A 23,106-nucleotide genomic window follows, 5' to 3' on the forward strand; every position below is an offset into this window, starting at 1 on the left:
AAAAAGTCGCAAGAGCTTAACAAATGCTTATTGCATCGGCAATTTGTTTAAGTTAATCCCTAATTTTTCAAAGGTGGCATTATCAGGGTAACCATCGGCAATTAACCCTTGTTGACGTTGGTATGCTTGTAGTCCTGTTACTGAGTTACGACCTAGAATGCCATCGGGTTTACCCACATCAAACCCTGCATCTAACAATTTTTGCTGCAGTGCACTGACCATTTCACGACTTAAACGTGGGTGATCAGGTAAGGCTTTAACAATACCACTGCCGCCGTTAATTTGATCCGCAAGCTGGCCAACTGACACTGCGTAAAATTCGGAGCGATTCCAACGCATGATGACATTGAAGTTTTCATAACCCAAAAATGCGGGTCCCATATGACCCGCAGGCACATATAATGCCGCTTTCATATCCGGTGTGGACAGAGGTTTTCCATTGGCTTGTTTAACACCTAACGCGGCCCACTTCACTAAAGACTGACTATCTTTACTGCCCATATATGCAAAATCGTAATTGGAGGGCAGTTGTACTTCTCGCCCCCAACGCTCGGTGGCTTGCCAGCCAAGTTGCTGTAAAAAATTCGCTGCTGAAGTTAACGCATCTGCAGTACTATTCCATAAATCCGCTTTACCATCTCCATCACCGTCAACGGCATATTTTAGATAGTTAGTTGGCATAAATTGGGTGTGCCCCATCGCCCCAGCCCATGAGCCAACCATGTCTTCATCAGCAAATTGGTATCGCTCTTTTAAGGTTAATGCTTGCATTAGCTCCTGTGTAAAATACTCACTACGTCTAGGGTCACAGGCAAGCGTAGCCAATGAGTTTAACACCGACATATTACCTTTATAGCTACCGTAATTGGTTTCTAGGCCCCAAAAAGCAACAATATATTGGCCCGGTACACCGTATTGCGCCGTTAATTGATTTAACAATTTACGATGCTTGGCAAACAGCTTACGCCCCTCTTTGATGCGCCAGTCTGTTACCCGTTTACCATAATAATCTTTAAAGGTAGTAGTAAATTCAGGCTGCTGATTATCAAGCTCGATGACTCTAGGCACAAAAGATAAATTTGCCACTGTGGTGTCAATCGTATGTTGAGAAATCCCCTTTTGTTTGGCGGTCAACTGCAATTGACTCACACATTGTGCAAAATCTTCGTTAGCCATAACCAGATGTGGAAAACTGATACTCAACAACAAAGCTGGAATGGATAAATAAACGTGTTTACGACTCAAAATGCACCCAATTAATCACAAAAGTTAGTGTGTGATAATCGTGACCGATCAGCCCCAACTTCACAAGAGGCTTATTAGCATAAAAGGGCTGATTTTATGTTAAAAGGTGTGTTTATAAACAATGCCCGTGTCATTTATCAATCCTACCTTGAGCTCAGTCGGGTATTCAGTATAATGAAATTGTTTTTAATCCCAATTAAAGAGAATAATCATGTCCGAACTAAACCCAGCGTTAACAAGCTTCATCGAAAGTGTAAAAGAACACCAAATCGTTTGGGGCCTTCAAGATGAAACTGGTGAAGGATGGGTTGTGTGTGATTCATCAGAATATGAAGATACTGACGTTATGCCACTTTGGTCATCTGAAGCAGCGGCAAAAATTCATTGCACAGAAGAATGGTCTGAATATAAAGCGGTTAGCATTACGCTGATGGACTTCCTTGAATATTGGGTAAGCGATTTAAACGACGACGGTGTTTTAGTTGGCGTTGATTGGGAAAGCGATCAAGAATGCCTTGAAATCGACCCAATTGTATTGGCTAAAAGTTTAGTTGATATTGAAAAAGAATAACCTACACCTAATACATAGCGCGTTGAGTTCGAATGAGTTTAGTTGCTTCACTTAGCGCGTTAACCTTCCTTCATCACTAAGCCACTTTTAATGACTAGCCCAGTACTTGTAGATATTCCTTTTGATAAACGACATATGTGTTGGTTTTGTGATGAGCCATGCAATGCCGAATTATCTTATTGGCGTATGGCACACACCCCTCACCCATCATTAAGCGTGCCCGCCTGTAATGAATGTTTATCACTTGCAAAAAAGCAACTATTAACTTCTATTTGGGAATGTCGTGAGGCGGTTAAGGACGGATTAATGCAGCGTTACAGCAAAGATCTTGCCATCGGCATTAACTGGACCGAACAAGAACTGCAAGAGTCTGAATTTGAATGTAAGATTTTTGGTGGTTTTAAGAAAAGTGCTTGGATGATGTACCAAATTGCTCAACAAAGAATTAATGCGCCTGGCTGGGTATTAAGCATTGATGGAGTGCAATTTGATGAGGACCCTTTATTTGCCGGTAATAACACACTGGGATTTGAATTTGATGGACTGCAATTTAATAATCTAACCCAAGGGATAAAGCACTACAGCAAAGTATTGGCTTTAGATGAAGCATTTCTTCAACAGTTAGTCACTTTATTGGGAAAAGATCAGTTTGGTCATGCAATTAAACTTGCTAGACTCAATATTGGAATAACAAAATCCATGCAACAAAAAATCCTCAATGAACTTATTGAGGATTTAGACGTTAAATGATTGGCATAGGTTTAACTTAAGCGCTATTCCAAAATAGATCTTAACCTATTTTGAACCTCGGTCACCAGTAAGTCAGGCTGAAACTTAGAGATAAACGCATCACAGCCGACCTTTTCCACCATGGCATTATTAAAACTGCCACTTAACGATGTATTCAGTGTGATAAATAATGATGCCATTCGTGGATCTGAGCGTACTTCTGATGTCAGTTTGTAGCCGTCCATTTCTGGCATTTCAGCATCGGTGATCATCATTAATAATTCGGTGGCAACATTTTTACCGTCATTAGCCCATGACTTGAGCAAATTCAACGCTTGTAAACCGTCCGATGCCTCAATGATCTCAATCCCTAACTGGCCTAATGTTTCCCTAACCTGTTTTCTGGCAGTGCTTGAGTCATCAACGATGAGTATTTTACGTCCCGGCATTTCAGGGACTAACGTTTCATCTAACACCCCATCAGACAAGCGGATATCATAATTAATGATTTCAGCTAAAACCTTTTCAACGTCAATAATAGATACTAAATGTGACTTGCCTTGCTCTTCAAGACGAGTAATCGCCGTTAAATAATTGTTTTTACCTGCTGTTTTAGGTGGGGGCATAATATCCCCCCAAGTTAAGTTAACAATATGTTCAACTTTACCAACCAAGAAACCTTGAATACTGCGGTTATATTCGGTGATGATTAAGTTGCAATCGTTGGTTATCGGTAATGGTGAGAAACCGATAGCACCACGTAAATTGATCACCGGAATAGATGTGCCCCTAATATTGGCTACACCAGCAATACTATGATTACTCCCCGGCATCGCACTTAAAGACGGCACCTTGACCACTTCTTTTACTTTAAAGACGTTAATCGCAAATAGTTGAGTAGAATTAATACGAAATAGAAGTAATTCCAGGCGGTTTTCACCGACTAGATTGGTACGTTGATCAACTGTATCGAGCATTTTTTTCATTTACATTTACCACCAATCTTTAAATATGATCCATCACGTATTAGCCAGCACATATCTAATTGCTATTATAAACTAAAACACATAAAAACATCGGATGCTATCTCATCTTATGAAGATCTACAGGGCATGTTTTTACGTAAAGTATAATATTAGCTTAATTTATAATTTCATTAATTCTTACACTGGGACAAACATGCGACTAATACTGACTTTATTAACGGCATTAATCTTAACCTCTTGCACTATGATAGATAAAAAAGTGGACGTTGTTGAAAACTTCACCATCGATAATTATCTCGGAACTTGGTATGAAATCGCAAGGCTTGATCATTCATTTGAAAGAGGTATGGATAACGTTACAGCTACTTATCAATTAGATGCCGACAAAGTGATTGTCACTAACAGAGGATACCATGTAGATAAACAAGTTTGGAAAGAAGCTCTTGGTAAAGCATATTTTATTGAAGGAAGTGACAAAGGCTTATTAAAAGTTTCTTTTTTTGGTCCATTTTACGGCGCTTATCAAATTCATGATGCTATTCAAGACACTAGCGGACGATACTCAGACGCACTGGTTATTGGCCCAGACAATAGCTACGCGTGGATTCTATCCCGTCACAAGCAAATAGCCCCTGAAACTAAACAAAGATTTGTCATTAAAATGGCAAAGTTAGGCATACAAAACAGCGATATAATCTGGGTAAATCAGCAGAAATAATATGCCAATCAGATAGATTTCCCATAGATTTAGTAAGGCGTGTTTATCTTTGGTTATTTTTATTCTGCCCGCAAATTAAGTTATTTAGCAGGCTAGACGGTGTTGATTAATGATTACCTGATAGAAAATAGCCTACTGATTATTTATCAACAAAAATAAACACGCCCAAAACAGTCATAAAATGTAAAAGGCAAGTTCATCACAATCACATTGGAATATCGTCAACAAAAAGCATATCCTTTGTGCAATATAAGAATTGAACTGGCACAAAGGGGACCTGTGCATTGTTTCACCGCGTGACACAGCGATAGTCCCGCTTGACCAATATTTTGTCCCGACGTAAAAACACTGATGCCATAGTGACAACCGTTCTAAAAGCGCCCAATATTCCACGTTTTGAGTGATTTTGAGCAATTAAATACAACTACTCTATCGCTGGTTAGATCTATTCAACGACCCGAACACCCAAGATAAAGGCTTTTATATGAATCGTGCAAAATCCACACTAGAACAATGGCGAATTTTACAAGCTGTGGTTGACCATGGTGGCTATGCTCAGGCGGCAGAACAACTCAATAAAAGCCAGTCATCTCTTAATCATGCTGTTGCCAAACTACAGCATCAATTGGGAATTCAATTACTCGAAGTAAAAGGTCGCAAAGCCTATCTCACAGAGCAAGGTGAAGTTCTATTGCGACGCTCTCGTCACCTTACACAATCCGTTGATGAGCTTGAGCAACTGGCAACCAACTTAGGCCAAGGTTGGGAGCCGAGTTTAACCATAGCAAAAGAAATTATTTACCCAACTGAAAAGTTAGTCGATGCACTTGAAGCTTTTATTCCGCTCAGTCGCGGCACCCGCATCAGCGTGCTTGATTCAGTGATATCCGGCACCCATGATTTAATTAATCAGCAGATGGTTAACATTGCTATTTGCGCGACTCCACCGCGTGGACATTTAGCACAACCATTATGCGAATGTGATTTTGATTTGGTGTGCCATCCTGATCATCCTTTAGCACAATTGGGCGTGATCGAAGATGAAAAACAGCTGGCTCAACATTTACAGATAGTCATCAAAGACACGGGCTCTAATTCAATGAATGACATAGGTTGGTTGAAAGCTGAGCAGCGGATTACTGTATCCAATTTTCATGAAGCCAAAGTCATATTAGGACGCAAAATAGGATTTTGTTGGATCCCCAATTTTTTGGTAGAAGAGGATTTAAAACACGGAAAATTACACAAACTTAAGTTACATGGCAGTTACCAGCGCAGGATCACCCTTAACATCATCATTCCCAACCGAGACAGACAAGGTCCAGCCAGCCGCTTACTTGAAAGTTTAATTTTACTTCAACATGATATTGAGGCTGTTGCGGTTTATACCGAAAAAGCTAAAGCTTGATAGCGGTTATCATCGGTAGGTAAGTTTTTGTTAGACTCTGGCTGTTGATTTTTAAGGTAAGCTAAAGTTGCCGATGGCATTTGCGGGGATTGGGTATCGACAGCTTCATTCATTTTCTCAATAAATCGACTTGCTGGGGTGGATACTTCATCCGCTTCATTATTCACGCTAAAGGGCATTTTGGGCATGGCATCATTGCTATCAGGTAACGTAAAAGGCGTTAATTGCGACTCCTGAAAACCATTTTGTTCAACATTTGCCTGTTTATAAATATTGGCTAATTCATTGATATGTTGTACGTCTTCGACAGGAACAATTTTTTCCTGTCTTTGCTCGGCAAGTTCAGCTTTGGCTTGATTCATTTTTTGTACCGCCTCTGCCGCCACGCGAATATCGGCACTGGATGGCTGATTCGGTGCCATTGCAGCAGCGTAGACTTTTTGCATTTTGTTGAAGGTTGCCTGAGGATCGCCTTTAACGATAGCCACATCAATTTTCACTTCACCATCAACAGCATAACGCTTGCCATCTGGACCCTTTTCATATGAATAGGAAGGACTTTGGGCAAACATTCCGCCAATGGCTTTATGGGCTTGTTCATGGGTTTTCACTTCAGTATCACGTTTTGACAGTTCACTGATGATTTGTTGTTCAGCTTGAATCTGTTTTTGTTGTTGCGCCTTTACTTGCTTTTCAGCGTGTTCAGCAGCTTTTTCTGCATCTGACTGTTGGTTAGTCTGGCTAAATTGAGGTTGAACAGATTGTTGATTTTCTGCCTCAACATCCTTTGCTCCCTCTTGCATTACTGGCGGTAATTCATCTTGCTGAGTCGTATCATCTATCAAGCCTGTATCCTCAAATGGATTTAGCCTTTCTTCTACGACGCCATCTAATTCGGGGGATCTTGATTGAAAAGGATTGGCGACTGAAGTGGTATCAAATAATGAATTTGAACTAGAATTTGAGTTGATGGCCCTACTGGTGCTTGTTGGAGAAACACCTGCTTCAGTTAACGATGTAAATGACGGCGTTGTGGCCGATATAGCCCCAGAGAGATTAGCTATTTGCCCGGGATTCACTCCGCCAATTTGGCTAGGGCCAGTACGTAAGTTAAAACTGTTGCTCTGACTTTGTGATACCGCCAAGGCCGAAGATGTTGCTATCGCCCTTACAGAGGCTGCAGCGACCTTTGGGTCAGATGATACCTTTGCAGGAATTGGAGCAGAATTTAACTGAGTAACTGCGGGGCGGGAAAATACGGTGTTTGAATTTAAGGGGGTTGCAAGTACCGCTGATTTACTGATGTTTGCTGCCAAAGTATTAGCACTGGATACCACGCTGGACAAAGAAGCAGCATGACTTTGCGTGGCGGCATTAGCAATTAATGAAGAAACCTGCTTTGATTGAATCGCTGCAGGTTGTAAAGAATTCATGGTTAAGCTTGATTGACGAATGTCCATTTTTCATCACTAATAAGCTAAGTTTGGTTGAATAATTTTTAAATCAACAACCAGCTTAGTTATTAGGCCTCAATATTGATAATGCTACCCACTGTTTCAGAGGCAGCTTCTATCACTTTAACTGAGGCTTCGCCTTGCTGTTGTGACTCAACAGCAGACACCAAGGCACTTGTTTTATCAGACTGCTCAACAGCGCGGCTACTTAATGTAACCGTATCTTGTTGTGCTTGAGGTGCTGTTGGCTTTGGATCCGGTGCGGCTACTGCAGTAGTAGCCTGAGCAAGACCTTGCTGTGCACTCTGTAAACCTTGAACACCCGATGAATACGCGGATTGAATTTGCATAAAACGTCCTTAAATAAACAGGTGAGTCTGCAAAACAGTATCGCTCATAATGGCTTAAATGTACAGTATTTAACCATTGGCATGATTCAGTCCCCATGCTTTTTCCCAATCTTTAAATACTGGATTAAAACCGCGATTTTTCATAGCTGCGATCACTTCAGTCACAGTGCGTTCATCGCTGATGTCAAATTGATCTAATTGACTATCAGGTTGCTGATAACCTCCGGGCTGAGTAGAACTGCCTGCACTTAATTGAGTCACCCCAAGCGGCAATAAATTATCCCTTAGTTCAGGTGTTTCGCGGGTTGATAGGCTAATATCAAGTTGTTGATTAAAAAGTCTAAAAGCGCAAATCATTTGCACCAAACCCTTGTCCGTTAACAGCACTTTTGGTTCAATCCCTCCGGTACATGGTCGAAGCCTTGGTAGTGAAATACTATAACGAGTGCGCCAATACTTGCGTTCAAGATACTCAAGATGATATCCCATTAGCAATGCATCTATTCGCCAATCATCTAAGCCCAGTAATACCCCTAAACCAATTTTATCCACGCCAGCCTGCGCAACTCTATCAGGGGTATCGAGACGGTTAATAAAATTCTGCTTATTACCCCGAGTGTGATGTTTGGCATACGTCTGCGCGCGATAGGTTTCTTGATAAACCATCACGGCATCTAACCCCAGTGCAACCAGACGCTGATACTCGCCTGCTTTTAATGGCTGTACTTCCATTGCAACATAACTAAAATGCTGTTTTATTTGTGGCAATACATGGGCAAAATACTCAATACCCACTTTAGTTTCATGCTCACCAGAAACCAATAAAATCGAATCAAATCCTCGCGATTTGATGATATCGACTTCGGCGAGTATCTCTTCATCATTTAGGGTTTTGCGCTTGATTTTATTGCTCATGCTAAAACCACAGTAATCACATTCATTGGCACACAAATTTGATAGGTATAGCGGTAAATAAAGCCCCAAATTAGCACCAAAACGCTGGCGGGTAATTTGTGCAGCAGCCTGAGCCATGTGTTCAATATAAGCTTCTGCTGCCGGTGACAATAACGCCATCAAGCTAGTTAAATTGCCACTAGGCTGTTGTAATGCGCGCTCAACATCAGCCGATGTTGAGGCATAAAGTTTCATTGACAAGTCATCAATATTTAACTGGCTAAAACGTGTTGAAAAATTCATTACAACACCTTGTCAGTGGCTAAAAAGCCTGTAAGAGGACTGGTATTATTGGCATTAAGACTTACCGTTCCTAGTCCTGCCTTGTAGGCTTTGCGCCCACTTTGTACCGCTTGCTGAAAACATTGCGCCATTAAAATTGGATTAGCGCTACTGGCGATAGCGGTATTGACTAATACCGCGTCAGCCCCCATTTCCATCGCCCGACATGCCTGTGACGGCGCACCAATCCCTGCATCAACGATCACAGGAACAGAAGATTGTTCGATGATAATTTTCAAAAAAGCTTCGGTGGCGAGTCCTTGATTACTGCCAATGGGACTGCCTAATGGCATAACCGCAGCGCAGCCAACATCTTCCAATCGTTTGCAAAGTACAGGATCAGCATGAATATAAGGCAATACAATAAAGCCCTTTTCACACAATACTTTGGCGGCATTGAGGGTTTCAATAGGATCGGGGAGTAAATACTTAGGGTCAGGATGGATTTCTAACTTAATCCATTTTGTACCAAGCATTTGGTAGGCAAGTTCAGCGGCAAATACCGCTTCTTTAGCATTTCTTGCCCCAGCGGTATTAGGTAAAAGTTTAACCCCGCGTGATTGTAACGGGCTGAGTAAATCATCTAAGCCCATGTCAAAATCAATGCGTTTCATGGCTAAGGTCACCAACTCTGAACCCGATGCTGCTATTGATGCCAGCATGGTTGCCGAGTTGGCAAATTTGCCTGTGCCAGTAAATAAACGTGATTCAAATTGATGATCGGCTATCGTTAACATCATTATCCCCCCGCCACAGCAGAAAAAAATTCAATCTGATCATCTGCTTGGCACTGATATTGTGACCATTCGCTACGGGGTATGATGGCTTGATTAACCACCACAGCAACGCTTTGCGGTGCAACTTGCTTACATACAAGTAGCTCCGCCAAGGTTTGATTGTCAGCAAGTTGTTGTAACTCGCCATTGATGTGTATTGTTATCACTGAAAATCCTTATTCTTTGCTATTGGCTTAATCTGATGCGTTAATCAATTAACGACAAACACAGCAGTGTTTATCAATGGGCATCGTCGCTTTAGACCATGACAAGCGCTTCGCATCAAATCGATGCAATACACCAAATTCAACCTGCCTGCCTATAATGTGGTTCATGCCTGCTAACGCCTGCATCGAGGCCATTATTCCCACAGCAGGCCCTAACACCCCCATTTGGCTGCAGTTTTGACTAAGCAAACTGTCAGCTGGAAATACACAGTGGTAACATCCGTGTGGCTTAATGTTGGTTGCTGATAAATTTGTCAATACTGACTCTGGAAGGTAAGCAAACCATTGCCCCTGATCAGCTGAGATAGCAGCACTGAACAACGGCAGATGTTGCTCAACCGCAATACGATTGATTAATTGACGCGTTGCAAAGTTATCACTGCAATCAAATATCACTTGTGGTGATATGGCATTAAATAACTGCAGGTAATTTTCCGGCGCTAACCGAACTGAATGAGCCAATATTTTGCTGTCACGATTGCGCTGTTGCAGTTTGCCTGCAGCAACATGGGCTTTGTTCACATCAATATCATTTGCGCTAAACAATAACTGCCTTGGCAAATTAGATAACGTCACCTTATCGTCATCAATCAGATGTATCTGCCCCACGCCAGATGCCGCTAAATACTGAGCCACCAGCTGCCCTAACCCACCCACGCCAACCACTATTACTTCAGCGTTCATCAAGGCGAGTTGCCCTTGCTCAGATACATCAGTCAACAGCATTTGCTTGGAATAGAGTATGTATTGATGATCGTTCAAACTCGTTTTCACATTGCCTCCTGATATTTCTCAGAGATAATGCAGCTTTTCGCCAATGTCTTTGAATGGACAATAGGCGCTAAGTTTTTCAGGGATTGCCATTGTTGATTTAATGCTTGATAGGCCACGACAGGATTGCGTGCTTGAGTGACCGCTCTTACCACAGCCACATCATCCACACCTGTGACAGCAATATCACTTAGTTTTTCACTCGTGATACCTCCAATCGCAACCGTTGGAAAATGGTCCTTCAACAACGAACAATATCGAGCGAGTTTGCCAATGCCTTGGGGATCTGAGGGTATATTTTTTGTGGTGGTGGCAAAAATATGCCCCAGTGCGATATAAGATGGATTAACTTGCGTGGCGAGTAATATTTCAAAATAACTGTGGCTAGATAAGCCCAGTGCTATGTTATTTTGCGCTAAAACGGCCAAATCAGCTGATAAGGCATCTTCTTGGCCTAAGTGAACACCAAACGCACCGTATTTAAGTGCCAACTGCCAGTGATCATTAATAAAAAGTTGTGCATTATATTTTCGGCCGAGCTCAATGGCATTAGCCACTTGCTGCTCAATCCAGAAAGCTTTTTGCTGTTCATTTTCAAATCCAATGCCTTTATCACAGCAGTTTATGTCTTGTTTAAGCCGAAGTTGCAGGGTTTTACAGCCCGCTTGTAACAACAACGTCAACATAGAGACATTTGAAACCACGGGATAGACTTCAAGTGGCAAGGATAACTGCTTAAATGCTAATTGCGTTTTTTGGCTAGTTGATTGACTGACTAACTGCTCAATACTGGCATTATCCAGCAATACTGATTGGCGAGAAGGCCCAGTTAGTTGAACAATATGTGGCATAACATTAAGGGTTGAAGGCCAGCCTGTTTTGGATAAATAGCCAGCGCCTTCACCCATTTTAATGCCGTGTTTAAGCCCCTGTGTCACATAGGCTTTGGCGAGTACCACCGCATCATGTAACACAAAATCCTGCGCTAAAAAGCTGGCTATGGCACTGGATAGCCTGCAGCCACTGCCGTGATTATTATCCGTGTCAATTCGCTCACTGCTCAGTATAAAAACACTGTTGTTATGTTCAATACTGCCACCCGCAACATGCTGACAGACATACACATCCATTGCTTTATCTGCTTGCCATTTAGCATCACCGCCCTTGGCAACTAGATGACAATCAAAAAAATGGCTGACTTGCTGCGCCATTGACACCATTTGGGCTAAATCCATCTCGTGATCCGCAAGTGATAACAGCCTGTTACTTGCTAAAGGCTTACCTTGTATTAGCACTTGCTGCTCGTCAGCTTGTTGTTGAACATCACAAGCCAAAGTAATCAACTCTGATTGATTTGGGGTGATGACACTGACAACACCCCGAAATGGCGAAAAATCCACTGCAACTTGGCTTAATCTCTGACCTGTGGTTGCCACCATCACTGGGTCTAAAATGATCGGAATGCCAGCCTCTTTAGCAAAACAATCCTTTAACCATTTAGCCAATTGATTAACTTGCTGCTGATTTGCCATTAAACCAATTTTAATAGCATCAGGCGGCATGTCTAACTTAAGGGTATCTAATTGAGCCAATAACATTGCCTCAGATACCGCTTCAACCGAAGTCACATTGACCGAGTTTTGCGCTGTCAACGTGGTGATGACGGTACAAGCATGGCAATCCAAATCCTGAATGGTGGCTAAATCGGCTTGAATACCCGCACCGCCACCACTATCTGAGCCCGCAATTGTCCAAACAATTTTAGCCACCGATGCATGTTGACGACTGGCCGTTCCAGCGGCAGGTATTTGCGATGACACTTCATTAGCTACCATTACTCAACCTCATCTAGCGCTTTTTGATGATAAAGCTTTGAACCCGTGGCTTTAAACTCAGCAGATTTTTGCGCCATTTGCGCCGCAATATCATCGGCGATATTGCTACCCGACTGGTACGACTGATAGTCAGCCGGTGAAATAACCTCGACAGTTTGCGCGGCTTGTTTTTCAAGGTTGGCGGCATATTCACGTACATCTTGGGTAATTTTCATCGAACAAAATTTGGGGCCACACATCGAACAAAAATGGGCCACTTTAGCAGACTCCTGTGGCAATGACTCATCGTGATAGGCTCTGGCGGTATCTGGATCAAGCCCAAGGTTGTATTGATCTTCCCAGCGAAATTCAAAACGCGCTTTTGATAGGGCATTATCTCGAACTTGCGCAGCCGGATGACCTTTAGCCACATCAGCAGCATGAGCGGCAATTTTATATGCAATAAGCCCCTGTTTTACATCTTCTTTATTAGGTAATCCTAAATGCTCTTTCGGGGTGACATAACACAGCATGGCTACGCCATACCAAGCCATCATCGCGGCGCCAATACCTGAGGTAAAATGATCATATCCCGGTGCAATATCGGTTGTTTGCGGACCTAAGGTATAAAATGGTGCTTCATCACAATGGGCGAGTTGCTTCTCCATATTCACTTTGATTAGCTGCATTGGCACGTGCCCTGGTCCTTCTATGATGGTTTGCACATCGTATTCCCAGGCAATTTTCACTAGCTCACCCAAGGTTTCTAACTCTGCGAATTGCGCCTCATCATTGGCATCGGCAATCGAGCCAGGACGCATGCCATCCCCCAATGACAATGACACATCATACGCCGCGCAAAGCTCACAAATTTCCCTAAAGTTTTCATATAAAAAGCTTTCTTTATGGTGACTTAAACACCATTTCGCCATTATCGAACCACCACGGGAAACGATACCCGTTAAGCGTTTTGCCGTCATTGGCACATAACGTAGTAACACCCCGGCATGAATCGTAAAGTAATCAACGCCCTGCTCGGCCTGTTCAATCAAGGTATCTCTAAAGACTTCCCAGCTGAGATCTTCAGCAACACCATTCACTTTTTCGAGTGCTTGATAAATCGGAACGGTTCCAATTGGCACGGGTGAATTTCGGATGATCCATTCACGGGTTTCGTGAATATAACGCCCTGTTGATAAATCCATCACGGTATCAGCGCCCCAACGCGTCGACCAGACCAGTTTTTCAACTTCTTCTTCAATTGAGGATGTCACCGCAGAGTTACCAATATTGGCGTTCACTTTAACCAAAAAGTTTCGCCCAATAATCATAGGTTCAGATTCAGGATGATTGATATTCAACGGGATAATTGCCCGACCTCTTGCCACTTCGCTACGCACGAACTCAGGGGTGATCAACGCGCCAATTTCAGCGCCAAAAGATTCGCCTTGCGCTTTTTGGGTTAATACTGTGTCGGTGATTTCTTGCCTTGCCATGTTTTCCCGAATGGCAATGTATTCCATTTCAGGAGTAATAATCCCTTGACGAGCATAAAACATCTGGGTCACTCGCTTACCCGCTTTGGCGCGGCGCGGTGGCACAAGCGCATCAAAACGTAAATGATCTAAGCCATCATCGGCTAATCTTTGCTGAGTAAAATGCGAGCTTGCACTATCGAGTTGCTCGCTATCATCACGCTCTTCAATCCAGCGTTGCCTTAGCTTTGCTAAGCCTTCACGCACATTGATGTTTGCTTGCGGATCAGAATAAGCGCCTGCACAGTCATAGACTTTAATCGGCGGATTCGCTTCCATTATTGGGTGTTGTTCATCGCCCCCAATTAGGGTATCGGTTTGCAGTATTTGGCGCATCCCTACCCGCAAATCATCACGACTGCCTGACAGGTATATTTTTTCAGAATTAGGGTGTTGTAGCGGTTTTAAGTTATCGATAAAAGCTTGTGCACTAGCACGGGTTTGGCGACGATTTGACATGAGCAACCTCGAATTTAATGAGAAAAAGTTGCTTGTCTGGAGGAAAATGTGTTGAGAGCGAGCAATATGAGAAATACATTAAACATCTGTATTTAACTCAAGTAGCTATCAATAATCTACAGGGGGAAACATGGGTAAAGCTAAGAGGGTATGGTAAAACCACTTAAGTTTTACGCATGAATAATCACACAAGATTATTATGCTTGTTACCTACGCAGGTTTTAGCCTGATCAGGTTCAACGGATCCCGAATTAACGGTCTCAGCCTTAATGGCACTCCGACAAGATGGCTGCAGTATAGCCAGAATGATTGATTAAAAACAAGTCGTACCAATCTGATTAAATATTTGCCCCCTTATAATTCGACGCTTTATTTGGGGGTTGTTGTATTGATACTTATCCGTGATGGCTAATTAATATGCAGCACTAAAGAAAAATGAATTATTTTTCAATAACTGTCGCAGTCTCCCCATTAACCTAGTTATAATTAGCGGGTTTATGTAAACGCAAAGATGCGTAGAATTTTAGGAGATAATTTCCATGCCAGGTTTTGAATTATTCGGTCCAGAAGAAAAGCAGGAAGTCGCTGATGTAATGGAGAACGGTTTTACCTTCCGTTATAACTTTGACCACATGCGCAATGATCGCTGGAAAACTCGCGACATGGAGCAGTTACTCTGTGAAAAGATGAACGTTAAACACGCTCATCTTTTATCAAGTGGCACCGCCGCTCTTCAAACCGCTATGGCTGCTGCGGGTATTGGCGCAGGTGATGAAGTTATCGTTCCACCATTTACCTTTGTCGCTTCTGTTGAAGCGGTATTTATGGCTGGCGCTATCCCTATTTTTGCTGAAATTGATGAAACCTTATGTTTATCACCTGAAGGCATTGAAGCCGTTATTACGCCTCGCACTAAAGCCATTAACTTAGTCCACATGTGTGGTTCTATGGCCAAAATGGACGAAATTAAAGCCATTTGTAAAAAGCATAACTTAGTCATTTTAGAAGATGCTTGTCAGGCCATCGGTGGTAGTTATAAAGGTCAAGCATTAGGGACTATCGGTGACGTTGGTTGTTACTCATTTGATTCAGTAAAAACCATTACCTGTGGTGAAGGTGGCGCGGTGGTCACTAATAACACTGAAATCTACAACCACAGCCACATGTTTTCAGATCACGGCCATGACCATGTAGGTAACGATCGTGGTGCTGAAGGCCACCCTATTATGGGTTTGAACTTCCGTATTTCTGAAATGAATGCCGCTATGGGTTTAGCTCAGCTACGCAAGTTAGATAAAATTATTGCGATTCAGCGTAAAAACAAAAAAACCATTAAAGATGCCATGGCGAGCATTCCTGAAGTGACTTTCCGTGAAATTCCGGATCCACAGGGTGACTCAGCGGGTTTCTTAACGTTCTTTTTACCCACAGAAGAGCGCACCATTGAAATCAACAAAAAGCTGGCTGCTAATAAAGTAGATGGTTGTTTTTATTGGTATATTAACAACTGGCACTACTTGAAAAACTGGAAGCACATCCAGGAGCTAAAAGCACCTGCAGCGTTACCGATTATGCTTATTGCCGATCGTCCTGACTATACTCAGATTAAGACACCAAAGTCTGATGCCATTATGAGCCGCACCATTTCTATGCTGATCAAGCTGTCTTGGACTGACGAGCAAATTGCTGAACGTATTGAAAACATTAAACGTGCTTTTGCCTAATTAGCCTTAATCTCTGTCACCTCATTTGAGGTGACAGTACTTTTTACAGTAAATATCTCAACTGGAGAGTGTTGTAATGAGTTTTAAAAATTTTAAATGTGTACCAAAAATGATTTTCGGCCGTGGTTCATTCGCGCAACTTGATGATGTTTTAGCTCAAGAGCGTAAAGAAGCCGATGATTTTGTGGTATTTCTGGTTGACGATGTTCACCAAGACAAACCGTTAGCAGGCCGAGTACCTAGCAAAAGCCATGACTTAGTCATTTACGTTAACGTAGATGATGAGCCAACAACAGTACAAGTTGATGCGTTAACCGCACAGGTAAAAGCCTTTAATGTTAAACAGCCAGTGAGTGTGGTTGGTTTAGGCGGCGGTTCTACGATGGATTTAGCTAAAGCTGTATCGCTTATGCTAACTAACCCAGGTAGTTCATCTGAATACCAAGGTTGGGATTTAATCAAAAACCCAGCTATCCACCATATTGGTATCCCGACGGTATCAGGTACTGGTGCAGAAGCATCACGTACTGCGGTACTATGTGGCCCAGTACGTAAATTAGGTTTGAACTCAGACTACACAGTATTTGATCAAATCATTATGGATTCGGAACTGATTGCAGGTGTCCCTACTGATCAATGGTTCTACACAGGTATGGATTGTTTTATCCACTGTGTTGAGTCTTTACAAGGCACTTACCTCAATGAGTTTGCTAAGGCCTTCGCTGAAAAATCAATGGATTTATGCCGTGAAGTCTACTTAGACAATCACCCAGAAAAAGATGACAAGCTAATGATGGCCTCTTACATGGGCGGTATGAGTATTGCTTACAGCCAAGTAGGTGCCTGTCATGCGGTATCGTATGGTTTAGGGTATGTACTGGGTTATCACCATGGTATCGGTAACTGCTTAGCCTTTGATGTGTTAGAAGAGTTCTATCCTGAAGGTGTGGCTGAGTTCCGTAAAATGATGGAAATTCATAACATCACATTACCGAAAAACATCTGTAAAGACTTGCCAGACGAAACGATCGCTAAGATGGTTGCTGTTACTAAGAGCATGGGCCCATTATGGGACAATGTTTATGGTAAAGGCTGGGAAGAAAAAGTTACCGATGAAATGCTGACTAAGCTGTTCCGTCGTATATAATACGTCTAAGTCATTTTGTCATAAGGGCTCAGATGAGCCCTTTTGTTTACCATTAAAATAGGTTTTTATTAATGAATGTTACTCTATTAATTCCAGCTCGTTATGGTTCAAGTCGTTTTCCTGGCAAACCATTAGCGCCGATTAATGGTAAACCCATGATCCAACACGTTTACGAACGCGCGTCTTTAGCTAAGGGATTAAACAACATTTACGTTGCCACTGATGATGTGCGCATTAAAGATGCTGTTGAAGCCTTTGGTGGCAAAGTAGTCATGACCAGTGCAGATGCCGCATCGGGGACAGACAGAATAAATGACGCAATTAGCCAATTAGGGTTAGCCGATGATGATTTGGTGATTAACCTACAAGGCGACCAACCACTTATTGACCCGATTTCAATTGAGCAAATCATTAGCTTATTTGAACGTCACCCTGGTGAGTTTGAAATGGCCACCTTAGGGTTTGAAATTGTCGATAAGAAAGAATTAGACGACCCGATGCACGTTAAAATGGTGTTTGACAATGATTTTAATGCATTGTATTTCTCGCGTGCGCGCATTCCTTTTGGTCGCGACACCCAAGATTACCCTGTGTATAAACATTTAGGAGTTTATGCTTACACGCGTCGTTTTGTTAATGCATTTGCTCAATTACCTTTAGGTAAGCTTGAAGATTTAGAGAAGTTAGAACAATTGCGTGCCTTGGAATATGGCCACAAAATTAAAGTGGCTATTAGCGCGTTTGATTCTCCCGAGGTAGACACCCCTGAAGATATTCGTAAATGTGAATTGCGTTTAGCGGTTGACTAACAAAATCTTGGAGAACCATCATGGATTTATCAGGTTTTGAAGTGTGGATTATCATAGGTTTAGTGGTTGGCATTATTGCCAGTAATCTAGCCGTGTTAAAATACAGTGCTAAATTTAAAATGCCTCATTTAGGCTCCCACAAGGATAAGAGCATTGTTTCTGGGGATGATGCTAAAGCCACTGATGAGCAACGCCAAGTTAATTCAAAAGATAATCCATCATCAAAAACAGACTAATTCAAGACAGATTTAACATCCGGCCAGCATATGTTGGCCGTATTTTGAGCAGGATTTATAGATAAAAAGTAAAAACTCAGCCTTATGTCATAGGTCGCAGAAATGGGTAACCATCCAAAGTAAAATAACGTTAACTGCAACTCGCTCAACTCAATTTAATCGCTTATTTAACGCTTCTCATGTGAATGAAATGAAGCTTTTAATTATTGTTACAACACCCACATTTTAGATACAAATCAGGTAGTCATATGCCCCTTACCGTTACAGATACTAGCTCAGAAGCAAGTCAACTTTCTGATGCCATGCTTGCCCGTATAGAGCACTCTGAAGCTCGCGTGATCAAAGCCATCTTCCCTTCAAATACTAACCACCATAACACCTTATTTGGTGGTGATGCCTTAGCTTGGATGGATGAAACAGCCTTTATTGCTGCCACTCGTTTTTGCCGTAAATCATTAGTCACTGTGAGCTCCGATAGAATTGATTTTAAAAAAGCGATCCCCGCAGGTAGTCTTGCGGAATTAGTGGCTCGAGTGATCCATGTTGGTAATACTTCACTGAAAGTTGAGGTGAATATTTTTGTTGAAGACATGTATAACGACCATCGTGAACATGCTATTAGAGGTGTGTTTACCTTTGTAGCCGTTGATAAGCAGCGCAATCCAACTAAAGTGTGGCCTTTAAGCTAACTTTGATACTGCAACTGACTTTTCTCTGTTGACGGTAAATTGCTGAACATTTATTGACTGCCAACAGCGAAAGCAAAAAAAGATAAAAATCCATCCGCAATCGTTTATAACACGACTCGGATGGATTTATTTATCGTCTTACTTTGATTAACACTATAATGTTAAATCAAATCTATCGGCATTCATCACCTTAACCCAAGCGGCAACGAAATCTTTTACAAACTTTGCTTGGTTATCATCTTGCGCATACACTTCAGCGTAACCGCGAAGAATAGAATTAGAACCAAACACCAAATCAACCCGAGTAGCCGTCCATTTTACTTTACCAGTCGCTCGGTCACAGATTTCATATAGATTTTTACCCGTAGGTTTCCAGCTGTAATTCATGTCCGTTAAGTTAACGAAAAAGTCATTACTGAGTGCTCCCACATTTTCAGTGAACACGCCATGTTGAGTATCGCCATAGTTGGTTGCCATTACGCGCATGCCGCCAACTAAAACCGTCATCTCATGGGCAGTCAATCCCATTAATTGAGTACGGTCTAATAATAACTCTTCTGCACTAACAACATAATCGCCTTTAAGCCAATTACGATAACCATCATGTAATGGCTCTAAAACATCAAATGATGCAGCATCTGTCATCTCAGCGGTTGCATCACCCCGACCGGGTGAAAATGGCACAATCACTTCATGCCCTGCTTTTTGGGCTGCTAATTCAATACCCAAATTTCCAGCTATCACAATCACATCTGCGACACTCGCGCCGCTTTTTTGAGCTATGGGTTTAAGTACATCAAGCACTTTGGCTAATCGAGTCGGCTCGTTACCTTGCCATTGAGCTTGAGGCGACAAACAAATTCGAGCGCCATTTGCACCACCTCGACGATCTGACGCTCTAAAAGTTCTCGCACTGTCCCATGCCGTTGTGACCATTTCTGACACAGTTAAACCACTGGCGGCAATGCTATCCTTAATGCTCTGGACATCATAATCTGAATTACCCGCCGGAATAGGATCTTGCCAGATGAGAGTTTCACTTGGCACATCAGGACCGATGTAACAGGCTCTAGGTCCCATATCACGGTGAGTTAATTTAAACCATGCTCTGGCAAATACATCTGAAAAATAGGCTTGATCTTTGGCGAATCGCTCTGAAATTTTACGATACTCAGGATCCATTTTCATCGCCATATCGGCATCGGTCATAATAGGGTTATGACGAATAGTAGCATCTTCCACATCAACAGGTTTATGCTCATCTTTTATTGCAATTGGTTCCCATTGCCATGCCCCTGCTGGACTTTTCTTCAGTTCCCAGTCGTAATTGAGCAGCATGTCAAAATAGCCGTTATCCCATTTTGTCGGATGGGTTGTCCATGCGCCTTCTATACCGCTAGTTACTGTGTCTCGACCTATGCCTCGGGACGTTTTATTTAGCCAACCAAAACCTTGATCTTCTATTTCAGCACCTTCAGGTTCAGGACCTAATAAACTGGCTTTGCCATTACCATGGGCCTTACCAACAGTATGACCTCCAGCTGTTAACGCTACGGTTTCTTCATCATTCATTGCCATGCGGGCAAAGGTAACACGCACATCTTGCGCTGTTTTCAATGGATCAGGTTTACCGTCAACGCCTTCAGGATTAACATAAATAAGCCCCATCATAACCGCGGCCAATGGATTAGCTAAATCACGTTCACCTGAATAACGGCTATTTGGATTATCACTTGGGGCAAGCCATTCTTTTTCAGCGCCCCAGTAAATGTCTTTTTCTGGATGCCAAATATCTTCGCGACCAAATCCAAAACCAAACGTTTTCAATCCCATCGACTCATAGGCGATGGTTCCTGCATAGGCGATTAAATCTGCCCAACTAAGTTTATTACCGTATTTCTTTTTAATTGGCCAAAGTAGGCGTCTGGCTTTATCTAAGTTGCCATTATCAGGCCATGAATTTAAGGGGGCAAACCTTTGATTACCTGTACTTGCTCCGCCACGACCATCAGCAATACGATAAGTACCAGCAGCATGCCATGTCATGCGGATCATTAATCCACCGTAATGACCCCAATCAGCTGGCCACCAAGGTTGACTGTGAGTCATTAATTTGTGTAAATCTTTTTTTAACCCATTCACATCAAGCTTTTTCACTTCTTGCTGATAATCAAAATCAGCTCCCATTGGATTAGTTTTGCTATCATGCTGATGCAAAATATCTAAGTTCAATGACTTAGGCCACCAATCTGTACTTACCATGGATGGAGTTGTTGCACTGCCGTGCATTACTGGACATTTTCCTGACATTTCTAATCTCCTTATGAAACTTGAATGGACTTTCACTCAGTTTAGCTTTGAATAAAAAATATGCGCTGATACCCGCATCGCGTACATAACAAAGCGACAACGCCTTAAGTTATATTATTTAACAAAATCAATAAATTAAGAGTTGCGTCAAAATCTAAACTAGAGTTTGATATTTATCGATAAAACAAAAGCTGAAATGTGATGTGTTTAACATCAATAAGTTAAAAAGGTATCATGCCTTGATATAGCTGATTTTATTTGATGAAAGAACAGCCTCTGCTTTACATTGGCGATGTATTCAACTCAGCCATTTTTTTATACCTCATAAGGCTGGTTTAAGATCAATACCGTTATTATCAAATAAGCTTGGTGATAGACTTAGATAAACAAAAGATATGCAGTAATATGATTCAACGCAGCAGAATGTCTAACACAAGCGCTTATTAGACCAAAGTCTAACTTTTTATAAATCTTAGTTAATTCTGATATAAAGCGTTGGAATTGCCAGTTACTTTTCTGTTACATTGACTTAATCTTCACGTGCCACAACGAAATATAACAGCCATGAAGCTAGAAAATTTAAACATTATTATTGCCGATGATCATCCCTTATTTCGCAATGCCTTACGCCAAGCTTTAAGTTCAGCTTTCAATAATACTCAATGGTTTGAGGCTGACAGTGCAGAAGCATTGCAACAATTAATGGATAATAACGACGTATCATTCGATCTTATTTTACTTGATTTACAAATGCCTGGGTCGCATGGATATTCAACTCTTATCCATTTACGCAGCCACTACCCTAACATTCCTGTTGTAGTGATCTCTGCCCATGAGGATATTAATACTGTCAGTCGAGCGATTCACTACGGTAGCTGTGGTTTTATACCCAAATCATCATCAATGGAGACCCTTGCACAAGCCCTTAATGCTGTGCTTTATGGCGATATTTGGTTACCTCCTGGAACACAAATTGTGCCGGTGAGTGATGATTCAACAGATCAAATGGCCAGCCGTTTATCCGACTTAACTCCCCAGCAATACAAAGTGTTGCAAATGTTTGCCGAAGGGTTACTCAATAAACAAATTGCTTATGATTTTGGTGTATCAGAAGCCACAATCAAAGCTCACGCAACGGCTATTTTTAGAAAGCTTGGGGTGAGAAATCGCACCCAGGCGGTTATTGCGTTACAACAACTTGAAATGGAAAAGGTCAATTTATCTTGATGGAGTTATCGCAGCTGCCGTTTTCTCAAGCCTGTGAAAATAACCAACGCCCCATTTTATCAATTTTAGCGCCCAAACTGACCAACTCACTTCATTTACTCGAAGTGGGTTCTGGGACAGGACAACATGCGACATTTTTTGCCAGCCAGTTTTCCCACTTAACTTGGCAAGCCAGCGATCAACATTGCAACCTTGATCATATCAATTGCCGTATTAAGCACTTTAACCTACCTAATTTACCTGCAGCAATCGCACTAGATATCAACCAAACATGGCCTATACATCGCTATGATGCTGTCTTTACAGCTAATACTTTGCACATTATTAACCGTGAACTTGTAGAAATATTTTTTACTGGCGTTGCCAGAATAACTACTACAAATGCACACCTGCTAATTTATGGACCATTTAACTATCAAAAACGCTATACCAGTGACAGCAATGCTCATTTTGATCTTTGGCTCAAAGAACGCGACCCACAAAGTGGTATTCGTGATATTGAATGGATTGAAGCCTTGGCCAACGCTCAGCAATTTGAACTTATAGAAGATGTTTCTATGCCTGCCAACAATCGTTTATTGCATTTTATCAAGCGATAATTTCCACAGTTCGTTGGCTTACATTTTTGCCCAAAAACAGTTAATTTAAGTACCACTCTTAAAAGCACTATGTAGTTGAACACAAG

22 protein-coding genes and 1 riboswitch are annotated in these 23,106 nt (G+C 41.9%); of the genes, 11 read left to right on the forward strand and 11 right to left on the reverse strand.

Annotated elements, in window-relative coordinates; all coding sequences use genetic code 11:
* Positions 1–27: 27 nt before the first annotated feature.
* Positions 28–1,176 carry a lytic murein transglycosylase gene (locus tag OHT75_RS05605; RefSeq protein WP_264725550.1) on the reverse strand — a complete coding sequence of 383 codons (1,149 nt, stop codon included), beginning with the start codon at positions 1,174–1,176 and terminating at the stop codon, positions 28–30.
* A 280-nt stretch (positions 1,177–1,456) separates the two neighbouring features.
* Here OHT75_RS05605 and OHT75_RS05610 point away from each other — a divergent pair, with 280 nt between their 5' ends.
* Together OHT75_RS05610 and OHT75_RS05615 are read left to right on the forward strand one after the other, a co-directional pair.
* On the forward strand, positions 1,457–1,816 hold the full coding sequence (locus OHT75_RS05610; RefSeq protein ID WP_264725482.1) for a DUF2750 domain-containing protein: 360 nt from the start codon (positions 1,457–1,459) through the stop codon (positions 1,814–1,816).
* A 90-nt stretch (positions 1,817–1,906) separates the two neighbouring features.
* Positions 1,907–2,566 (forward strand): hypothetical protein, encoded by a 660-nt coding sequence (locus tag OHT75_RS05615; protein ID WP_264725483.1) that lies wholly within the window; start codon positions 1,907–1,909, stop codon positions 2,564–2,566.
* A 23-nt stretch (positions 2,567–2,589) separates the two neighbouring features.
* Here the strand turns inward: OHT75_RS05615 and OHT75_RS05620 are convergent, their stop codons facing one another.
* On the reverse strand, positions 2,590–3,531 hold the full coding sequence (locus OHT75_RS05620; RefSeq protein WP_264725484.1) for a chemotaxis protein CheV: 942 nt from the start codon (positions 3,529–3,531) through the stop codon (positions 2,590–2,592).
* A gap of 193 nt (positions 3,532–3,724) precedes the next feature.
* Here OHT75_RS05620 and OHT75_RS05625 point away from each other — a divergent pair, with 193 nt between their 5' ends.
* Together OHT75_RS05625 and OHT75_RS05630 are read left to right on the forward strand one after the other, a co-directional pair.
* Positions 3,725–4,249, forward strand: a complete 525-nt coding sequence (locus OHT75_RS05625; protein WP_264725485.1) for a lipocalin family protein — start codon at positions 3,725–3,727, stop codon at positions 4,247–4,249.
* 484 nt (positions 4,250–4,733) lie between these two features.
* On the forward strand, positions 4,734–5,657 hold the full coding sequence (locus OHT75_RS05630; protein ID WP_264725486.1) for a LysR family transcriptional regulator: 924 nt from the start codon (positions 4,734–4,736) through the stop codon (positions 5,655–5,657).
* Here OHT75_RS05630 and OHT75_RS05635 read toward each other — a convergent pair.
* The 8 genes from OHT75_RS05635 to thiC all read right to left on the reverse strand — a co-directional run bounded on the left by OHT75_RS05635 (position 5,633) and on the right by thiC (position 14,279).
* Positions 5,633–7,117: a putative metalloprotease CJM1_0395 family protein gene (locus OHT75_RS05635; protein WP_264725487.1), complete on the reverse strand. Its 1,485-nt coding sequence runs from the start codon at positions 7,115–7,117 to the stop codon at positions 5,633–5,635. The two genes, OHT75_RS05630 and OHT75_RS05635, sit on opposite strands and share 25 nt — an antisense overlap.
* A gap of 62 nt (positions 7,118–7,179) precedes the next feature.
* A complete protein-coding gene (locus OHT75_RS05640) occupies positions 7,180–7,461 on the reverse strand; it encodes a chemotaxis protein (RefSeq protein ID WP_264725488.1) in 282 nt (93 codons plus the stop codon).
* Between the two features lie 69 nt (positions 7,462–7,530).
* Positions 7,531–8,658, reverse strand: coding sequence for a 2-iminoacetate synthase ThiH (gene thiH, locus OHT75_RS05645; RefSeq protein WP_264725489.1), 1,128 nt, complete (start codon positions 8,656–8,658; stop codon positions 7,531–7,533).
* Entirely contained in the window at positions 8,658–9,434 is a 777-nt protein-coding gene (locus OHT75_RS05650; protein ID WP_264725551.1) for a thiazole synthase, read from the reverse strand. The genes thiH and OHT75_RS05650 overlap by 1 nt, the downstream gene beginning before the upstream one ends.
* Positions 9,435–9,436: 2 nt before the next feature.
* A complete protein-coding gene (thiS, locus tag OHT75_RS05655) occupies positions 9,437–9,640 on the reverse strand; it encodes a sulfur carrier protein ThiS (RefSeq protein ID WP_264725490.1) in 204 nt (67 codons plus the stop codon).
* A 48-nt stretch (positions 9,641–9,688) separates the two neighbouring features.
* Positions 9,689–10,474 (reverse strand): HesA/MoeB/ThiF family protein, encoded by a 786-nt coding sequence (locus OHT75_RS05660; protein WP_264725491.1) that lies wholly within the window; start codon positions 10,472–10,474, stop codon positions 9,689–9,691.
* Positions 10,471–12,306 carry a bifunctional hydroxymethylpyrimidine kinase/phosphomethylpyrimidine kinase gene (locus OHT75_RS05665; protein WP_264725492.1) on the reverse strand — a complete coding sequence of 612 codons (1,836 nt, stop codon included), beginning with the start codon at positions 12,304–12,306 and terminating at the stop codon, positions 10,471–10,473. Before OHT75_RS05665 ends, OHT75_RS05660 begins: the two co-directional genes overlap by 4 nt.
* Positions 12,306–14,279: a phosphomethylpyrimidine synthase ThiC gene (gene thiC, locus OHT75_RS05670; RefSeq protein ID WP_264725493.1), complete on the reverse strand. Its 1,974-nt coding sequence runs from the start codon at positions 14,277–14,279 to the stop codon at positions 12,306–12,308. The genes OHT75_RS05665 and thiC overlap by 1 nt, the downstream gene beginning before the upstream one ends.
* 190 nt (positions 14,280–14,469) lie before the next feature.
* Positions 14,470–14,569: riboswitch (TPP riboswitch) on the reverse strand.
* A gap of 249 nt (positions 14,570–14,818) precedes the next feature.
* On the opposite strand from thiC, the gene kdnA reads away from it, so the two are divergent.
* From kdnA to OHT75_RS05695, 5 genes are all read left to right on the forward strand, one after another.
* A complete protein-coding gene (kdnA, locus tag OHT75_RS05675; RefSeq protein ID WP_264725494.1) occupies positions 14,819–16,003 on the forward strand; it encodes an 8-amino-3,8-dideoxy-alpha-D-manno-octulosonate transaminase KdnA in 1,185 nt (394 codons plus the stop codon).
* Positions 16,004–16,079: 76 nt separating this feature from the next.
* Positions 16,080–17,150 carry a 3-deoxy-alpha-D-manno-octulosonate 8-oxidase KdnB gene (gene kdnB, locus OHT75_RS05680; protein WP_264725495.1) on the forward strand — a complete coding sequence of 357 codons (1,071 nt, stop codon included), beginning with the start codon at positions 16,080–16,082 and terminating at the stop codon, positions 17,148–17,150.
* Positions 17,151–17,221: 71 nt separating this feature from the next.
* On the forward strand, positions 17,222–17,959 hold the full coding sequence (gene kdsB, locus OHT75_RS05685; protein ID WP_264725496.1) for an 8-amino-3,8-dideoxy-manno-octulosonate cytidylyltransferase KdsB: 738 nt from the start codon (positions 17,222–17,224) through the stop codon (positions 17,957–17,959).
* A gap of 20 nt (positions 17,960–17,979) precedes the next feature.
* Positions 17,980–18,195: a DUF2897 family protein gene (locus OHT75_RS05690; RefSeq protein WP_264725497.1), complete on the forward strand. Its 216-nt coding sequence runs from the start codon at positions 17,980–17,982 to the stop codon at positions 18,193–18,195.
* 302 nt (positions 18,196–18,497) lie between these two features.
* The gene (locus OHT75_RS05695) at positions 18,498–18,884 is read left to right on the forward strand and encodes an acyl-CoA thioesterase (RefSeq protein ID WP_264725553.1); all 387 of its coding nucleotides are present in this window, start codon (positions 18,498–18,500) and stop codon (positions 18,882–18,884) included.
* A gap of 153 nt (positions 18,885–19,037) precedes the next feature.
* Here OHT75_RS05695 and katG read toward each other — a convergent pair whose 3' ends face one another.
* Entirely contained in the window at positions 19,038–21,194 is a 2,157-nt protein-coding gene (gene katG, locus OHT75_RS05700; protein WP_264725498.1) for a catalase/peroxidase HPI, read from the reverse strand.
* A 564-nt stretch (positions 21,195–21,758) separates the two neighbouring features.
* Between katG and OHT75_RS05705 the strand changes: the two genes are divergently transcribed.
* Together OHT75_RS05705 and OHT75_RS05710 are read left to right on the forward strand one after the other, a co-directional pair.
* Complete coding sequence (locus OHT75_RS05705; RefSeq protein WP_264725499.1) at positions 21,759–22,421, forward strand: response regulator transcription factor; 663 nt, start codon at positions 21,759–21,761, stop codon at positions 22,419–22,421.
* Entirely contained in the window at positions 22,421–23,020 is a 600-nt protein-coding gene (locus tag OHT75_RS05710; protein ID WP_264725500.1) for a class I SAM-dependent methyltransferase, read from the forward strand. Before OHT75_RS05705 ends, OHT75_RS05710 begins: the two co-directional genes overlap by 1 nt.
* Positions 23,021–23,106: the final 86 nt, after the last annotated feature.

Origin of the sequence: Shewanella subflava (genome assembly GCF_025971955.1) — a bacterium.
In the GTDB taxonomy this organism is placed as follows: Bacteria; Pseudomonadota; Gammaproteobacteria; order Enterobacterales; family Shewanellaceae; genus Shewanella; species Shewanella subflava.

Coding starts and splice junctions, on each gene's coding strand:
- OHT75_RS05605 (WP_264725550.1), bottom strand. CDS start 1,176: ATGGCTAACGAAGATTTTGCACAATGTGTGAGTCAATTGCAGTTGACC.
- OHT75_RS05610 (WP_264725482.1), top strand. CDS start 1,457: ATGTCCGAACTAAACCCAGCGTTAACAAGCTTCATCGAAAGTGTAAAA.
- OHT75_RS05615 (WP_264725483.1), top strand. CDS start 1,907: ATGACTAGCCCAGTACTTGTAGATATTCCTTTTGATAAACGACATATG.
- OHT75_RS05620 (WP_264725484.1), bottom strand. CDS start 3,531: ATGAAAAAAATGCTCGATACAGTTGATCAACGTACCAATCTAGTCGGT.
- OHT75_RS05625 (WP_264725485.1), top strand. CDS start 3,725: ATGCGACTAATACTGACTTTATTAACGGCATTAATCTTAACCTCTTGC.
- OHT75_RS05630 (WP_264725486.1), top strand. CDS start 4,734: ATGAATCGTGCAAAATCCACACTAGAACAATGGCGAATTTTACAAGCT.
- OHT75_RS05635 (WP_264725487.1), bottom strand. CDS start 7,117: ATGGACATTCGTCAATCAAGCTTAACCATGAATTCTTTACAACCTGCA.
- OHT75_RS05640 (WP_264725488.1), bottom strand. CDS start 7,461: ATGCAAATTCAATCCGCGTATTCATCGGGTGTTCAAGGTTTACAGAGT.
- thiH (WP_264725489.1), bottom strand. CDS start 8,658: ATGAATTTTTCAACACGTTTTAGCCAGTTAAATATTGATGACTTGTCA.
- OHT75_RS05650 (WP_264725551.1), bottom strand. CDS start 9,434: ATGTTAACGATAGCCGATCATCAATTTGAATCACGTTTATTTACTGGC.
- OHT75_RS05665 (WP_264725492.1), bottom strand. CDS start 12,306: ATGGTAGCTAATGAAGTGTCATCGCAAATACCTGCCGCTGGAACGGCC.
- thiC (WP_264725493.1), bottom strand. CDS start 14,279: ATGTCAAATCGTCGCCAAACCCGTGCTAGTGCACAAGCTTTTATCGAT.
- kdnA (WP_264725494.1), top strand. CDS start 14,819: ATGCCAGGTTTTGAATTATTCGGTCCAGAAGAAAAGCAGGAAGTCGCT.
- kdnB (WP_264725495.1), top strand. CDS start 16,080: ATGAGTTTTAAAAATTTTAAATGTGTACCAAAAATGATTTTCGGCCGT.
- kdsB (WP_264725496.1), top strand. CDS start 17,222: ATGAATGTTACTCTATTAATTCCAGCTCGTTATGGTTCAAGTCGTTTT.
- OHT75_RS05690 (WP_264725497.1), top strand. CDS start 17,980: ATGGATTTATCAGGTTTTGAAGTGTGGATTATCATAGGTTTAGTGGTT.
- OHT75_RS05695 (WP_264725553.1), top strand. CDS start 18,498: ATGCTTGCCCGTATAGAGCACTCTGAAGCTCGCGTGATCAAAGCCATC.
- katG (WP_264725498.1), bottom strand. CDS start 21,194: ATGTCAGGAAAATGTCCAGTAATGCACGGCAGTGCAACAACTCCATCC.
- OHT75_RS05705 (WP_264725499.1), top strand. CDS start 21,759: ATGAAGCTAGAAAATTTAAACATTATTATTGCCGATGATCATCCCTTA.
- OHT75_RS05710 (WP_264725500.1), top strand. CDS start 22,421: ATGGAGTTATCGCAGCTGCCGTTTTCTCAAGCCTGTGAAAATAACCAA.